This is a genomic window from Haemophilus sp. UMB1048, assembly GCF_030218125.1.
Lineage (GTDB): Bacteria > Pseudomonadota > Gammaproteobacteria > Enterobacterales > Pasteurellaceae > Haemophilus_D.
This window is the reverse complement of record NZ_JASOPB010000007.1, coordinates 124,139-136,720: the sequence shown is the minus strand read 5'-3', so window position 1 is coordinate 136,720 and position 12,582 is coordinate 124,139. Positions and strand designations below refer to the sequence as shown.

Annotated in this window: 26 protein-coding genes; all 26 read left to right on the top strand. The window is 40.7% G+C overall.

The features are described 5' to 3' along the window. Positions 1-305: 305 nt before the first annotated feature. The 26 genes from rpsJ to rpsD all read left to right on the top strand — a co-directional run bounded on the left by rpsJ (position 306) and on the right by rpsD (position 12,578). Complete coding sequence (gene rpsJ / locus QP437_RS08010; protein ID WP_001181005.1) at positions 306-617, top strand: 30S ribosomal protein S10; 312 nt, start codon at positions 306-308, stop codon at positions 615-617. Between the two features lie 16 nt (positions 618-633). Continuing rightward, complete coding sequence (gene rplC / locus QP437_RS08005) at positions 634-1,260, top strand: 50S ribosomal protein L3 (RefSeq protein WP_005632753.1); 627 nt, start codon at positions 634-636, stop codon at positions 1,258-1,260. A 15-nt stretch (positions 1,261-1,275) separates the two neighbouring features. Continuing rightward, the gene (gene rplD / locus QP437_RS08000) at positions 1,276-1,878 is read left to right on the top strand and encodes a 50S ribosomal protein L4 (RefSeq protein WP_005695085.1); all 603 of its coding nucleotides are present in this window, start codon (positions 1,276-1,278) and stop codon (positions 1,876-1,878) included. Beyond that, positions 1,875-2,174 carry a 50S ribosomal protein L23 gene (gene rplW / locus QP437_RS07995; RefSeq protein WP_005632756.1) on the top strand — a complete coding sequence of 100 codons (300 nt, stop codon included), beginning with the start codon at positions 1,875-1,877 and terminating at the stop codon, positions 2,172-2,174. The genes rplD and rplW overlap by 4 nt, the downstream gene beginning before the upstream one ends. A gap of 17 nt (positions 2,175-2,191) precedes the next feature. Then, positions 2,192-3,013 carry a 50S ribosomal protein L2 gene (gene rplB / locus QP437_RS07990; protein WP_014064570.1) on the top strand — a complete coding sequence of 274 codons (822 nt, stop codon included), beginning with the start codon at positions 2,192-2,194 and terminating at the stop codon, positions 3,011-3,013. 24 nt (positions 3,014-3,037) lie between these two features. Beyond that, positions 3,038-3,313, top strand: a complete 276-nt coding sequence (rpsS, locus tag QP437_RS07985; protein ID WP_005539416.1) for a 30S ribosomal protein S19 — start codon at positions 3,038-3,040, stop codon at positions 3,311-3,313. Between the two features lie 11 nt (positions 3,314-3,324). After that, positions 3,325-3,657, top strand: a complete 333-nt coding sequence (gene rplV / locus QP437_RS07980) for a 50S ribosomal protein L22 (protein WP_005625897.1) — start codon at positions 3,325-3,327, stop codon at positions 3,655-3,657. 17 nt (positions 3,658-3,674) lie between these two features. After that, a complete protein-coding gene (rpsC, locus tag QP437_RS07975) occupies positions 3,675-4,382 on the top strand; it encodes a 30S ribosomal protein S3 (protein WP_005640982.1) in 708 nt (235 codons plus the stop codon). A gap of 13 nt (positions 4,383-4,395) precedes the next feature. Next, positions 4,396-4,806: a 50S ribosomal protein L16 gene (gene rplP, locus QP437_RS07970; protein ID WP_005695088.1), complete on the top strand. Its 411-nt coding sequence runs from the start codon at positions 4,396-4,398 to the stop codon at positions 4,804-4,806. Then, positions 4,806-4,997 (top strand): 50S ribosomal protein L29, encoded by a 192-nt coding sequence (gene rpmC, locus QP437_RS07965; RefSeq protein WP_014064571.1) that lies wholly within the window; start codon positions 4,806-4,808, stop codon positions 4,995-4,997. The genes rplP and rpmC overlap by 1 nt, the downstream gene beginning before the upstream one ends. Beyond that, the gene (gene rpsQ, locus QP437_RS07960) at positions 4,997-5,254 is read left to right on the top strand and encodes a 30S ribosomal protein S17 (RefSeq protein WP_005695091.1); all 258 of its coding nucleotides are present in this window, start codon (positions 4,997-4,999) and stop codon (positions 5,252-5,254) included. Before rpmC ends, rpsQ begins: the two co-directional genes overlap by 1 nt. A 239-nt stretch (positions 5,255-5,493) precedes the next feature. After that, entirely contained in the window at positions 5,494-5,865 is a 372-nt protein-coding gene (gene rplN / locus QP437_RS07955; RefSeq protein WP_005619403.1) for a 50S ribosomal protein L14, read from the top strand. 13 nt (positions 5,866-5,878) lie between these two features. Then, positions 5,879-6,190 carry a 50S ribosomal protein L24 gene (rplX, locus tag QP437_RS07950; RefSeq protein ID WP_005695092.1) on the top strand — a complete coding sequence of 104 codons (312 nt, stop codon included), beginning with the start codon at positions 5,879-5,881 and terminating at the stop codon, positions 6,188-6,190. A gap of 17 nt (positions 6,191-6,207) precedes the next feature. Further along, positions 6,208-6,747: a 50S ribosomal protein L5 gene (gene rplE / locus QP437_RS07945; RefSeq protein ID WP_005695093.1), complete on the top strand. Its 540-nt coding sequence runs from the start codon at positions 6,208-6,210 to the stop codon at positions 6,745-6,747. An 11-nt stretch (positions 6,748-6,758) separates the two neighbouring features. Further along, positions 6,759-7,064 (top strand): 30S ribosomal protein S14, encoded by a 306-nt coding sequence (gene rpsN / locus QP437_RS07940; protein WP_007242504.1) that lies wholly within the window; start codon positions 6,759-6,761, stop codon positions 7,062-7,064. 36 nt (positions 7,065-7,100) lie between these two features. Then, complete coding sequence (gene rpsH, locus QP437_RS07935; protein WP_005625877.1) at positions 7,101-7,493, top strand: 30S ribosomal protein S8; 393 nt, start codon at positions 7,101-7,103, stop codon at positions 7,491-7,493. Positions 7,494-7,508: 15 nt separating this feature from the next. Continuing rightward, positions 7,509-8,042, top strand: coding sequence for a 50S ribosomal protein L6 (gene rplF / locus QP437_RS07930; protein WP_065244061.1), 534 nt, complete (start codon positions 7,509-7,511; stop codon positions 8,040-8,042). 13 nt (positions 8,043-8,055) lie between these two features. Next, positions 8,056-8,409: a 50S ribosomal protein L18 gene (rplR, locus tag QP437_RS07925; RefSeq protein WP_005695097.1), complete on the top strand. Its 354-nt coding sequence runs from the start codon at positions 8,056-8,058 to the stop codon at positions 8,407-8,409. A 14-nt stretch (positions 8,410-8,423) separates the two neighbouring features. Beyond that, a complete protein-coding gene (gene rpsE, locus QP437_RS07920; RefSeq protein WP_005695098.1) occupies positions 8,424-8,924 on the top strand; it encodes a 30S ribosomal protein S5 in 501 nt (166 codons plus the stop codon). A gap of 6 nt (positions 8,925-8,930) precedes the next feature. Next, positions 8,931-9,110 carry a 50S ribosomal protein L30 gene (gene rpmD / locus QP437_RS07915; RefSeq protein WP_046339253.1) on the top strand — a complete coding sequence of 60 codons (180 nt, stop codon included), beginning with the start codon at positions 8,931-8,933 and terminating at the stop codon, positions 9,108-9,110. 4 nt (positions 9,111-9,114) lie between these two features. Next, positions 9,115-9,549 (top strand): 50S ribosomal protein L15, encoded by a 435-nt coding sequence (gene rplO, locus QP437_RS07910; RefSeq protein ID WP_005695100.1) that lies wholly within the window; start codon positions 9,115-9,117, stop codon positions 9,547-9,549. Positions 9,550-9,556: 7 nt separating this feature from the next. Beyond that, positions 9,557-10,882: a preprotein translocase subunit SecY gene (gene secY, locus QP437_RS07905; protein ID WP_005695101.1), complete on the top strand. Its 1,326-nt coding sequence runs from the start codon at positions 9,557-9,559 to the stop codon at positions 10,880-10,882. A 28-nt stretch (positions 10,883-10,910) separates the two neighbouring features. Continuing rightward, positions 10,911-11,024: a 50S ribosomal protein L36 gene (rpmJ, locus tag QP437_RS07900; protein WP_005625868.1), complete on the top strand. Its 114-nt coding sequence runs from the start codon at positions 10,911-10,913 to the stop codon at positions 11,022-11,024. 141 nt (positions 11,025-11,165) lie between these two features. Further along, entirely contained in the window at positions 11,166-11,522 is a 357-nt protein-coding gene (rpsM, locus tag QP437_RS07895) for a 30S ribosomal protein S13 (RefSeq protein WP_005548758.1), read from the top strand. 16 nt (positions 11,523-11,538) lie between these two features. Next, positions 11,539-11,928, top strand: coding sequence for a 30S ribosomal protein S11 (gene rpsK / locus QP437_RS07890; RefSeq protein WP_005543603.1), 390 nt, complete (start codon positions 11,539-11,541; stop codon positions 11,926-11,928). 29 nt (positions 11,929-11,957) lie between these two features. Beyond that, positions 11,958-12,578, top strand: a complete 621-nt coding sequence (gene rpsD / locus QP437_RS07885; protein WP_005625866.1) for a 30S ribosomal protein S4 — start codon at positions 11,958-11,960, stop codon at positions 12,576-12,578. Positions 12,579-12,582: the final 4 nt, after the last annotated feature.

Genomic DNA, 12,582 nt, shown 5'->3' with positions numbered 1-12,582 from the left:
TTTTTTGTCGTGTTTTCAGCTGAAAAACATTCTGGAAAATGACCGCACTTTTTTGTCTGTGGAAATTAATTGAACAAAAAGCTTGCATAATTAGGTGTTTTTGTGTAATATCCACAGGCTTTCAGGTATTGAAAGCCGTTTAATGTAATCATTTATTAAACGAGTATTACGATATGTAATACTAACAATGTTTCCGATTTGGAGACTATATAACAGGTAACTTACACCTCCTTTTCTATTTTGAAGTTAGAATTGTGATTGGTGTTAGTTTTTTATTAGCTAAATTTTATTGGAGCTCTGGTCTAATGCAGAACCAAAGAATCCGTATCCGCTTAAAAGCTTTCGATCACCGTTTGATCGATCAATCTACTGCGGAGATCGTAGAAACAGCTAAACGTACTGGTGCACAAGTTCGTGGTCCAATCCCTTTACCAACTCGTAAAGAGCGTTTCACCGTGTTGATTTCTCCACACGTGAACAAAGACGCGCGTGATCAATACGAAATTCGTACACACAAACGTTTAGTAGATATCGTAGAGCCAACAGAAAAAACTGTTGATGCATTAATGCGTTTAGATTTGGCTGCCGGCGTGGACGTGCAGATCAGCCTAGGTTAATTAAGAGGTTATTACAATGATTGGTTTAGTCGGTCGTAAAGTTGGTATGACCCGTATCTTCAATGAAGACGGTGTTTCTGTACCAGTTACCGTTATCGAAATCGAAGCCAACCGCGTAACTCAAGTTAAAACTCTTGAAAACGATGGCTATACTGCAGTTCAAGTTACTACTGGTTCTAAAAAAGCGAATCGTGTAACTAAACCTGAAGCAGGTCATTTCGTGAAAGCAGGTGTTGAAGCTGGTCGCGGTTTATGGGAATTTCGTACTGAAGGTGAAGAATTCACTTTAGGTCAAGAAATCAATGTTGACATCTTTGCAGATGTTAAAAAAGTAGATGTTACTGGTACTTCTAAAGGTAAAGGTTTCCAAGGTGGTGTTAAACGTTGGAACTTCCGTACTCAAGATGCTACACACGGTAACTCTTTATCACATCGTGTACTTGGTTCTATTGGTCAAAACCAAACTCCAGGTCGTGTGTTTAAAGGTAAAAAAATGGCAGGACATTTAGGTGCTGAGCGTGTAACCGTTCAATCACTTGAAGTTGTTCGTGTAGATGCTGAGCGTAAATTGCTATTAGTAAAAGGTTCTGTACCTGGTGCTATCAATGGCGATGTTATCGTTAAGCCGGCAGTTAAAGCATAAGTCTAGGAGATAGAGATGGAATTACAAGTTGTAGGTGCAAACGCACTAACTGTTTCTGAAACTACCTTCGGACGTGAGTTTAACGAAGCTTTGATTCACCAAGTTGTTGTTGCTTATGCAGCAGGTGCCCGTCAAGGTACTCGTGCGCAAAAAACTCGTGCTGAAGTGTCTGGTTCAGGTAAAAAACCTTGGCGTCAAAAAGGTACAGGTCGTGCTCGTTCTGGTGATATCAAATCACCAATCTGGCGTTCTGGTGGTACAACCTTCGCGGCTAAACCACAAGATCACAGCCAAAAAGTGAACAAGAAAATGTACCGTGGTGCTATCAAAAGCATTCTTTCTGAATTAGTTCGTCAAGACCGTTTGGTTGTTGTTGAAAAATTCGAATTAGATGCACCAAAAACTAAAGTTTTAGTACAAAAATTAAAAGATTTAGCAGTTGAAGATGCGTTAATTATCACAGCAAGTTTAGATGAAAATCTATTCTTAGCGGCACGTAACTTATATAAAGTTGATGTACGTGATGTTCAAGGTATCGATCCAGTTAGCTTAATCGCTTTCGATAAAGTGATTGTTACTGTTGACGCTGTGAAACAAATTGAGGAGATCCTAGCATGAGTCAAGAACGTTTGCTAAGCGTGCTACGTGCACCGCACATCTCTGAAAAAGCAACTAACAATGCTGAAAAATCTAACACTGTTGTACTTAAAGTTGCTTTAGATGCGAACAAAGCTGAAATTGCTGCTGCTGTTGCTCAATTATTTGAAGTAAAAGTTGACTCAGTTCGTACTGTGGTTGTTAAAGGTAAAACTAAACGTCGTGGTAACAAAATGGGTCGTCGCAGCGACTGGAAAAAAGCTTATGTAACTTTAGCCGAAGGCCAAAACTTGGACTTCGTGGACAGTGCAGAGTAATCGGAGGAAATTAGAGAATGGCTATCGTTAAATGTAAGCCGACCTCCGCTGGTCGTCGTCACGTTGTTAAAATCGTGAACCCTGAATTACACAAGGGTAAACCTTACGCGCCTCTTCTAGATACCAAATCTAAAACTGGTGGTCGTAACAATTATGGTCGTATTACCACTCGCCACATCGGTGGTGGTCATAAACAACATTACCGTTTAATCGATTTCAAACGTAACAAGTTAGATATCCCAGCGGTTGTTGAGCGTTTAGAATATGATCCAAACCGTTCAGCTAACATTGCTTTAGTGCTTTATAAAGATGGTGAACGCCGTTATATCTTAGCACCTAAAGGTTTGTCAGTTGGCGATCAAATCCAATCTGGCGTTAACTCACCAATTAAAGTGGGTAACTCATTACCAATGCGTAATATCCCAGTTGGTTCAACAGTACATAACGTTGAATTAAAACCAGGTAAAGGCGGTCAAATCGCTCGTTCTGCTGGTGCTTATGTACAAATCATCGCTCGTGAAGGCAACTACGTAACTTTACGTTTACGTTCAGGCGAAATGCGTAAAGTATTAGCTGAATGTGTTGCTACAATCGGTGAAGTTGGTAACTCAGAACATATGCTTCGCGTATTGGGTAAAGCTGGTGCTAACCGCTGGAGAGGCATTCGCCCTACAGTTCGTGGTACTGCAATGAACCCAGTAGATCACCCACACGGTGGTGGTGAAGGTCGTAACTTTGGTAAACACCCAGTAACTCCTTGGGGCGTTCAAACTAAAGGTAAGAAAACTCGTCACAACAAACGTACTGATAAATTTATCGTACGTCGTCGTGGCAAATAATTTAAATTAATAAGAGGATAAGCCATGCCACGTTCTCTCAAGAAAGGTCCTTTCCTTGACCTACACTTGTTGAAGAAGGTAGAGAAGGCGGTGGAAAGCGGGGATAAAAAACCAATCAAAACCTGGTCCCGTCGTTCAATGATCATTCCTTCAATGATCGGATTGACCATCGCAGTCCATAATGGTCGTCAGCACGTTCCTGTTTATGTATCTGATGAAATGATCGGCCATAAATTAGGTGAATTTGCACCGACTCGTACATACCGCGGTCACGCGGCAGATAAGAAAGCTAAGAAATAAGAGGTAAATAGATGGAAACTATCGCAAAACATCGTTACGCTCGCACTTCTGCCCAAAAAGCTCGCTTAGTTGCCGATTTAATTCGTGGTAAAAAAGTTGCGCAAGCATTAGAAATCTTAACTTTTACTAACAAAAAAGCTGCGGCTTTAGTGAAAAAAGTATTAGAGTCAGCTATTGCTAACGCAGAGCATAATGATGGTGCAGATATCGATGATCTTAAAGTTGCTAAAATCTTCGTTGACGAAGGTCCTAGCATGAAACGTGTTATGCCACGTGCTAAAGGTCGTGCAGATCGTATTTTAAAACGTACTAGCCACATCACTGTGGTTGTGTCAGATCGTTAATAAGTAGAGGAATAGCAATGGGTCAAAAAGTAAATCCAAATGGTATTCGCCTAGGTATTGTAAAACCTTGGAACTCTACTTGGTTCGCGAATACACAAGATTTCGCCGACAATCTTGACGGTGACTTCAAAGTACGCAAATTCTTAACTAAAGAATTAGCAAACGCTTCGGTTTCACGTATTACTATTGAGCGTCCAGCTAAAAGTATTCGTGTAACAATTCACACAGCTCGCCCTGGTATCGTTATCGGTAAAAAAGGTGAAGATGTTGAAAAATTACGTAACGCAGTATCTCAAATCGCTGGCGTTCCGGCTCAAATCAACATTGCTGAAGTGAAAAAACCGGAATTAGATGCAAAATTAGTTGCAGACAGCATCGCTTCTCAATTAGAACGCCGTGTAATGTTCCGTCGTGCTATGAAACGTGCGGTACAAAGTGCAATGCGTTTAGGTGCTAAAGGTATCAAAGTTGAAGTTAGCGGTCGTTTAGGTGGTGCAGAAATCGCACGTTCTGAATGGTATCGTGAAGGTCGTGTACCTCTACATACTCTTCGTGCGGACATCGATTATAACACTGCAGAAGCTCATACTACATACGGCGTAATCGGCGTTAAAGTATGGATCTTCAAAGGTGAAATTTTGGGTGGAATGGCTGCAGTTGCGCAATCAGAACAACAACCTGCCGACAAGCCTAAAAAGGCTCCGCGTGGCAAAGGTCGTAAGTAAGGAGAAACGCTAAATGTTGCAACCAAAACGTACAAAATTCCGTAAAGTTCACAAAGGCCGTAACCGTGGTATCGCGGGTGGTACTGAAGTTAGCTTCGGTACATTCGGGTTAAAAGCAGTTGGTCGTGGTCGTTTAACCGCTCGTCAAATTGAAGCGGCTCGTCGTGCAATGACACGTGCAGTTAAACGTCAAGGTAAAATCTGGATCCGTGTTTTCCCAGATAAACCAATTACTGAAAAACCATTAGAAGTCCGTATGGGTAAAGGTAAAGGTAACGTTGAGTACTGGGTAGCCTTAATCCAACCGGGTAAAGTACTTTATGAAATGGATGGTGTGTCTGAAGAGATCGCAAGACAAGCATTTGCATTAGCAGCTGCTAAATTGCCAATCAAGACTACCTTCGTAACTAAGACGGTGATGTAATGAAAGCTCAAGATTTACGTACAAAAAGTGTTGAAGAGCTGAATGATGAATTAGTGAACCTTTTAGGTGAACAATTCAAATTGCGTATGCAAACAGCCACCGGTCAGCTTCAACAAACCCATCAGGCTAAACAAGTGCGTCGTGATATCGCACGCGTTAAAACCATTTTAACTGAGAAGGCGGGTGAGTAATGACTGATAAAATTCGTAGCGTACAAGGTAAAGTTGTTAGCGACAAAATGGAAAAATCTTTCGTTGTTGCTATTGAACGTAAGGTAAAACATCCGTTATACGGTAAATTTATCCGTCGTACAACTAAATTACACGTACACGATGAGAACAACGAAGCCAAATTAGGTGATGTAGTAGAGATTCGCGAATGTCGCCCTCTCTCTAAAACTAAATCTTGGACTTTAGTTCGTGTTGTTGAGAAAGCAGTTATTGCTTAATTAACAAGTTAAAAAATAAAAGCCAATGGTTTATACCGTTGGCTTTTTTCTTTCTAAGACTTGCTAAAAAATAATGAAAATTTGACCGCACTTTAAACACTCTGATTTAAGTATAAAATTTTGATTGCGTTTCTAGCTTGATTTTGGTAAACTCCGCCACCTATCCGCCATATATCTTTATAAGGTATGGATAGGTTCGTCCCGCAAGGGTGTATTATTAACTTAACGGAGCATAAAATATGATCCAAGAACAGACTATGCTGGATGTTGCCGATAACTCTGGTGCTCGCAGTGTAATGTGTATCAAGGTTCTAGGTGGATCGCACCGTCGTTATGCTGCTATTGGTGATATCATCAAAGTTACTGTGAAAGAAGCAATTCCACGCGGTAAAGTTAAAAAAGGTGATGTATTAAAAGCAGTTGTTGTGCGCACCAAGAAGGGTGTTCGTCGCCCAGACGGATCAGTCATTCGCTTCGATGGTAACGCTTGTGTAATTTTAAACAATAACACAGAGCAACCAATCGGTACTCGTATTTTTGGACCGGTGACTCGTGAACTTCGTTCTGAGAAATTCATGAAGATCATTTCTTTGGCACCAGAAGTACTGTAAGGAGAAGTGAGAAATGGCTGCAAAAATTCGTCAAAACGATGAAGTAATCGTACTTGCCGGTAAAGACAAAGGCAAGCGTGGCAAGGTAACTAAAGTGTTACCAAACGGTAAAGTGTTTGTTGAAGGTATCAACATCATCACTAAACATGAAAAACCAGTTCCTGCTTTAGGACAAGCTGGTGGTTTAGTGAAAAAAGAAGCGGCTATCGATGCTTCTAACGTTGCGATTTTCAATCCAAAAACAAACAAAGCTGACCGTGTAGGTTTTAGATTCGAAGACGGCAAAAAAGTACGTTTCTTCAAATCTAACAATGAAATTATCTAACAAACTGGAGTAATGCGATGGCGAAACTGCATGATTACTACAGAGATCAAGTAGTAAACGAGTTAAAAAATAAATTCGGCTACAAATCTGTCATGCAAGTCCCACGAATCGAAAAGATTACCCTGAATATGGGTGTGGGTGAAGCATTGACCGATAAGAAATTGCTAGACAACGCAGTAGCGGACTTAGCAGCAATTAGCGGTCAAAAACCTTTAGTAACTAAAGCTCGTAAATCTGTTGCTGGCTTTAAAATCCGTCAGGGATATCCAATCGGTTGTAAAGTAACACTACGCGGTGAGCGTATGTGGGAGTTCTTTGAACGTTTAATTACAATTGCTGTTCCACGTATTCGTGACTTCCGCGGTTTAAGCGCGAAATCATTTGATGGTCGTGGTAACTACAGCATGGGTGTGCGTGAACAAATCATCTTCCCTGAAATCGATTACGATAAAGTAGATCGTGTACGTGGTTTAGATATCACTATCACAACTACTGCTAAGAATGATGAAGAAGGTCAAGCACTACTTGCTGCCTTTAATTTCCCATTCCGTAAATAAGGCAGGTTATAATGGCAAAACAATCAATGAAAGCACGCGATGTAAAACGCGTTAAATTGGCTGAAAAATTCTTCGCTAAACGTGCAGAATTAAAGAAAATCATTTCTGATGTCAATGCCTCTGACGAAGATCGTTGGAACGCAGTGTTGAAGTTACAAACTTTACCACGTGATTCTAGCCCTAGTCGTCAACGTAACCGTTGCCGCCAAACTGGACGTCCTCACGGCGTTTTACGTAAGTTTGGTTTAAGCCGTATTAAGGTTCGTGAAGCTGCTATGCGCGGCGAGATCCCAGGCCTTAAAAAAGCGAGCTGGTAATATACCACTTTATTTTGGAATCGGAGAAAAAGTACAATGAGTATGCAAGATCCAATCGCAGATATGTTGACCCGTATTCGTAACGGTCAAGCTGCGAACAAAGTTGCAATCAATATGCCTTCTTCCAAGCTAAAAGTGGCAATTGCCAACGTATTAGCTGCTGAAGGTTATATCGAAAGCGTTAAAGTTTTAGAAGGTGCAAAACCTGAATTGGAAATTACTTTAAAATATTTCCAAGGCAAACCGGTTGTAGAAAGCATCCAACGTGTAAGCCGTCCTGGTCTTCGTATTTACAAACGTAAAGACGAATTACCAAAAGTTATGGGTGGTTTAGGTGTTGCTGTAATTTCTACATCTAAAGGTGTTATGACTGACCGTGCAGCTCGTCAAGCGGGCTTAGGCGGTGAGATCATCTGTTACGTAGCTTAATAGAGGGGTAGGAAAATGTCTCGTGTTGCAAAGGCACCTGTTAATATTCCTGCCGGCGTTGAAGTTAAACTCGACGGTCAGCTATTAACAGTAAAAGGTAAAAATGGCGAGTTATCTCGCACAATTCATAACTCAGTTGAAGTTAAACAAGATAATGGTCAATTTACTTTCACTCCACGTGAAGGTTTTGTTGAAGCGAATGCTCAATCGGGTACAGCTCGTGCATTAGTTAATGCAATGGTTATCGGTGTTACTGAAGGCTTCACTAAGAAATTACAACTAGTGGGTGTTGGTTACAGAGCTCAAATTAAAGGCAACGCAGTTGCATTAAGTTTAGGTTTCTCTCACCCTGTGGAGCACACTTTACCAGCAGGTATTACTGCAGAATGCCCTTCACAAACGGAAATCGTTTTAAAAGGTGCAGACAAGCAGTTAATTGGTCAAGTTGCAGCAGATATTCGCGCTTATCGCCGTCCTGAGCCTTATAAAGGTAAAGGTGTACGTTACTCTGATGAAGTAGTACGTATGAAAGAGGCTAAGAAGAAATAATTAAGGTAACACTATGGATAAGAAATCAGCTCGTATCCGTCGTGCAGCTCGTGCACGTCATATGATGAGAGAGCAAGGTGTAACTCGTCTAGTTATTCACCGTACTCCGCGTCATATCTACGCACAAGTTATTGCACCAAACGGTTCAGAAGTGCTTGCCGCTGCTTCAACTGTTGAAAAAGCAATTCGTGAGCAAGTTAAATATACCGGTAATAAAGATGCCGCAGCAGTAGTAGGTAAACTTGTTGCTGAGCGCGCATTAGCAAAAGGCGTTAAAGACGTTGCTTTTGACCGTTCCGGTTTTAAATATCATGGTCGTGTCCAAACTTTAGCGGACGCTGCACGTGAAGCTGGTCTACAGTTCTAATGAGGTAAATTGAGATGTCAAACATCGAAAAACAAGCTGGTGAACTGCAAGAGAAGCTAATCGCAGTAAACCGTGTATCAAAAACTGTAAAAGGTGGTCGTATTATGAGCTTTACTGCTTTAACAGTAGTAGGCGATGGTAACGGTCGCGTAGGTTTTGGTTATGGTAAAGCTCGTGAAGTTCCGGCAGCGATCCAAAAAGCGATGGAAAAAGCACGTCGCAATATGATTAATGTCGCTTTAAATGAAGGTACATTACAACACCCAGTTAAAGGTGTTCACACTGGTTCTCGCGTATTCATGCAACCAGCTAGCGAAGGTACAGGTATCATCGCAGGTGGTGCAATGCGTTCAGTGTTAGAAGTTGCTGGTGTACGTAACGTTCTTTCTAAAGCGTATGGTTCAACCAACCCAATCAACGTTGTTCGTGCAACTATTGATGCATTAGCAAATATGAAATCACCAGAAATGGTTGCTGCTAAACGTGGCAAAACCGTTGATGAAATTTTGGGGTAATTGATAATGGCTAAAACTATTAAAGTAACTCAAGTTCGTAGCGCAATTGCTCGTTTACCGAAGCACAAAGCTACCTTGCGTGGCCTTGGTCTTCGCCATATGCACCATACTGTTGAGTTAATCGATACTCCGGCAGTACGTGGTATGATTAACCAAGTTTCATACATGGTTAAAGTGGAGGAGTAAGAGAATGCGTTTAAATACTCTATCTCCGGCTGAAGGTGCTAAGCATAGTGCAAAACGCCTTGGTCGTGGTATTGGTTCAGGTTTAGGAAAAACTGGTGGTCGTGGTCATAAAGGTCAAAAATCTCGTACTGGCGGCGGTGTTCGTCGTGGTTTCGAGGGTGGTCAAATGCCATTATACCGTCGTTTACCAAAATTTGGTTTCACTTCAATGAAATCAGCTGTAACTGCTGAAGTTCGTTTAAACGAATTAACAAAAGTTGAAGGAAATGTTGTCACTTTAGAAGCATTAAAAGCTGCAAACATTTTAACTAAAGATATTCAATTCGCTAAAGTTATCTTAGCTGGTGAAGTGAAGTCTGCAGTTACTGTACGTGGTTTACGTGTAACTAAAGGTGCAAAAGCAGCAATCGAAGCTGCTGGCGGTTCAGTTGAGGAATAATTAGCAAATGGCTAAACAACCAGGTTATCAAAGCAGAAGTACTAATAGTGGTACTGGTGAACTAAAAAGCAGATTGCTTTTTGTATTAGGTGCACTTATCGTTTATCGTATTGGTTCTTTTATTCCGCTTCCTGGTATTGATGCCGCCGTGCTAGCTCAATTAGTTGAACAACAAAAAGGCACCATCATTGATATGTTAAACATGTTCTCTGGTGGTGCATTGAGCCGAGCATCAATTTTAGCATTAGGTATTATGCCGTATATCTCGGCATCTATCGTGATGCAATTGCTTGCTACGGTTTCACCTGCTTTAGCAGAATTGAAGAAAGAAGGCGCAGCAGGACAAAGAAAAATCACCAAGTATACTCGTTATGCAACAGTGGTTTTTGCTACTATCCAAGCTATCGCAATTTCTACCGGTTTACCGAATATGTTGCCACAGTTAGTGCCAAATATCGGTTTTACTTTTTACTTCACTGCAGTAGTAAGTCTTGTGACCGGAACCATGTTCTTAATGTGGTTAGGTGAGCAAATTACTGAAAGAGGTATTGGTAACGGTATCTCAATTCTTGTTTTTGGTGGTATTGTTGCAGGGTTGCCACATGCAATCATCGAAACAGTTGAGCAAGCTCGTCAAGGACAAATGCATCCTTTAGTTCTTCTACTAATCGCTGCTATTGTTTTTGCAGTAACTTATTTTGTTGTCTTCGTAGAACGTGGACAACGTAGAATTCGTGTTGAATATGCTAAGCGTCAACAAGGACGTCAAATTTTAGGTGGTCATTCAACTCACTTACCATTAAAAGTTAATATGGCAAACGTAATGCCAGCAATTTTTGCTTCAAGCATTATTTTATTCCCTGCCACATTGACACAATGGTTTGGTCAAAATGATAAGTTTGAGTGGTTAAATGACTTATCAATGTTGTTGAATCCTGGACAACCTTTATATCTTCTTGTTTATGCGGTAGCGATTATTTTCTTCAGTTTCTTCTATACTGCAATGCAATATAATCCACGTGATACAGCAGATAATCTAAAAAAATCTGGTGCATTTATCCCAGGAATTAGACCAGGTGAACAAACATCTCGTTACATTGATAAAGTAATGACTCGCTTAACATTAATCGGCGGTCTTTATGTAACGTTCGTATGTTTAGTCCCTTACATTATGACATCAGCATGGGATGTTAAATTCTACTTCGGTGGTACTTCCTTATTAATCGTTGTTGTTGTAATTATGGATTTTATCGTGCAAGTTCAGAGTCACTTAATGTCGTCTCAATATGAATCTGCGTTAAAAAAAGCAAACCTTAAAGGTTTTGGACAGTAATTGTTCATTTAAGTAAAAAGGATAAGCAATGAAAGTTCGTGCTTCCGTTAAGAAGATGTGTCGTAACTGTAAAATTGTTAAACGTGAAGGTGTTGTTCGCGTATTATGCAGCGACCCTAAACATAAACAACGTCAAGGTTAATTAACATTTCTTCTTGCAAAGAACCGGTTGAGTAGTTATACTACTCAACTCATTTATGTCCTTGGTATTCTGTTTGAGTATCCTGAAAACGGGCTTTTCAAGATCAGAATACCAAATTAGTTAAAATAATAGGAGTGCATAGTGGCCCGTATTGCAGGCATTAACATTCCTGATCACAAACACGCTGTAATCGCTTTAACTGCAATTTACGGTATCGGTAAAACTCGTTCTAAAAGCATTTGTGCTGCAGCGGGTATTGCTGAAGATGTTAAGATCAGCGAATTGTCTGAAGAGCAGATTGACAAACTGCGTGACGAAGTTGGTAAATTTACCGTTGAAGGTGACTTACGTCGTGAAGTAACACTAAACATCAAACGTCTTTTAGACTTAGGTTGTTACCGTGGTTTACGTCATCGTCGTAGTTTACCGGTACGTGGTCAACGTACTAAAACTAATGCGCGTACCCGTAAGGGTCCACGTAAGCCGATCAAAAAATAGTCGGGGTAAATAAAGAATGGCTAAAACACCAGTTCGTGCACGTAAACGTGTAAAAAAACAAGTTGTAGATGGCGTAGCACACATTCACGCATCTTTCAATAACACAATCGTTACCATTACTGACCGTCAAGGTAATGCTTTAGCTTGGGCTACAGCAGGTGGTTCAGGTTTCCGTGGTTCTCGTAAATCTACCCCGTTCGCTGCACAAGTTGCTGCAGAACGTTGTGCTGAAATCGTTAAAGAATTCGGCTTAAAGAACTTGGAAGTTATGGTTAAAGGTCCGGGTCCGGGTCGTGAATCAACAATCCGTGCATTAAATGCAGCGGGTTTCCGTATCACGAACATCACTGATGTGACTCCGATTCCTCATAACGGTTGTCGTCCACCGAAAAAACGTCGTGTTTAATGGCGTAATAGGATAGTTGGAGAAAGAAAATGGCAAGATATTTGGGCCCTAAACTCAAGCTCAGCCGTCGTGAAGGCACTGATTTATTCCTTAAATCAGGTGTGCGTGCGATTGATTCAAAATGTAAAATTGATACAGCACCAGGTCAACACGGTGCTCGTAAACCGCGTTTGTCTGACTATGGTAGTCAATTACGTGAAAAACAAAAAGTTCGTCGTATCTATGGTATTTTAGAACGTCAATTCCGTAACTACTATAAAGAAGCAAACCGTTTAAAAGGTAATACTGGTGAAAACTTACTAGTATTATTAGAAGGTAGATTGGATAACGTTGTTTATCGCATGGGATTTGCTGCAACTCGCGCAGAAGCTCGTCAATTAGTGAGCCACAAAGCGATTGTCGTAAATGGTCGTGTTGTAAATATCCCATCTTTCCAAGTTTCTGTAAATGATGTCGTTGCTGTTCGTGAGAAATCTAAAAAACAAGCACGTATTAAAGCATCATTAGAATTAGCAGAACAAAGAGAAAAACCAACTTGGTTAGAAGTTGATTCTGCGAAAATGGAAGGTGTGTTCAAACGTGTTCCTGAACGTTCTGATTTATCAGCAGACATTAACGAACATCTGATCGTTGAGCTTTACTCTAAATAATAGT

Bases quoted from the DNA above. Each gene is read 5' to 3' on its own strand.
- rpsJ (WP_001181005.1), top strand. From the start codon at position 306: ATGCAGAACCAAAGAATCCGTATCCGCTTAAAAGCTTTCGATCACCGT.
- rplC (WP_005632753.1), top strand. From the start codon at position 634: ATGATTGGTTTAGTCGGTCGTAAAGTTGGTATGACCCGTATCTTCAAT.
- rplD (WP_005695085.1), top strand. From the start codon at position 1,276: ATGGAATTACAAGTTGTAGGTGCAAACGCACTAACTGTTTCTGAAACT.
- rplW (WP_005632756.1), top strand. From the start codon at position 1,875: ATGAGTCAAGAACGTTTGCTAAGCGTGCTACGTGCACCGCACATCTCT.
- rplB (WP_014064570.1), top strand. From the start codon at position 2,192: ATGGCTATCGTTAAATGTAAGCCGACCTCCGCTGGTCGTCGTCACGTT.
- rpsS (WP_005539416.1), top strand. From the start codon at position 3,038: ATGCCACGTTCTCTCAAGAAAGGTCCTTTCCTTGACCTACACTTGTTG.
- rplV (WP_005625897.1), top strand. From the start codon at position 3,325: ATGGAAACTATCGCAAAACATCGTTACGCTCGCACTTCTGCCCAAAAA.
- rpsC (WP_005640982.1), top strand. From the start codon at position 3,675: ATGGGTCAAAAAGTAAATCCAAATGGTATTCGCCTAGGTATTGTAAAA.
- rplP (WP_005695088.1), top strand. From the start codon at position 4,396: ATGTTGCAACCAAAACGTACAAAATTCCGTAAAGTTCACAAAGGCCGT.
- rpmC (WP_014064571.1), top strand. From the start codon at position 4,806: ATGAAAGCTCAAGATTTACGTACAAAAAGTGTTGAAGAGCTGAATGAT.
- rpsQ (WP_005695091.1), top strand. From the start codon at position 4,997: ATGACTGATAAAATTCGTAGCGTACAAGGTAAAGTTGTTAGCGACAAA.
- rplN (WP_005619403.1), top strand. From the start codon at position 5,494: ATGATCCAAGAACAGACTATGCTGGATGTTGCCGATAACTCTGGTGCT.
- rplX (WP_005695092.1), top strand. From the start codon at position 5,879: ATGGCTGCAAAAATTCGTCAAAACGATGAAGTAATCGTACTTGCCGGT.
- rplE (WP_005695093.1), top strand. From the start codon at position 6,208: ATGGCGAAACTGCATGATTACTACAGAGATCAAGTAGTAAACGAGTTA.
- rpsN (WP_007242504.1), top strand. From the start codon at position 6,759: ATGGCAAAACAATCAATGAAAGCACGCGATGTAAAACGCGTTAAATTG.
- rpsH (WP_005625877.1), top strand. From the start codon at position 7,101: ATGAGTATGCAAGATCCAATCGCAGATATGTTGACCCGTATTCGTAAC.
- rplF (WP_065244061.1), top strand. From the start codon at position 7,509: ATGTCTCGTGTTGCAAAGGCACCTGTTAATATTCCTGCCGGCGTTGAA.
- rplR (WP_005695097.1), top strand. From the start codon at position 8,056: ATGGATAAGAAATCAGCTCGTATCCGTCGTGCAGCTCGTGCACGTCAT.
- rpsE (WP_005695098.1), top strand. From the start codon at position 8,424: ATGTCAAACATCGAAAAACAAGCTGGTGAACTGCAAGAGAAGCTAATC.
- rpmD (WP_046339253.1), top strand. From the start codon at position 8,931: ATGGCTAAAACTATTAAAGTAACTCAAGTTCGTAGCGCAATTGCTCGT.
- rplO (WP_005695100.1), top strand. From the start codon at position 9,115: ATGCGTTTAAATACTCTATCTCCGGCTGAAGGTGCTAAGCATAGTGCA.
- secY (WP_005695101.1), top strand. From the start codon at position 9,557: ATGGCTAAACAACCAGGTTATCAAAGCAGAAGTACTAATAGTGGTACT.
- rpmJ (WP_005625868.1), top strand. From the start codon at position 10,911: ATGAAAGTTCGTGCTTCCGTTAAGAAGATGTGTCGTAACTGTAAAATT.
- rpsK (WP_005543603.1), top strand. From the start codon at position 11,539: ATGGCTAAAACACCAGTTCGTGCACGTAAACGTGTAAAAAAACAAGTT.
- rpsD (WP_005625866.1), top strand. From the start codon at position 11,958: ATGGCAAGATATTTGGGCCCTAAACTCAAGCTCAGCCGTCGTGAAGGC.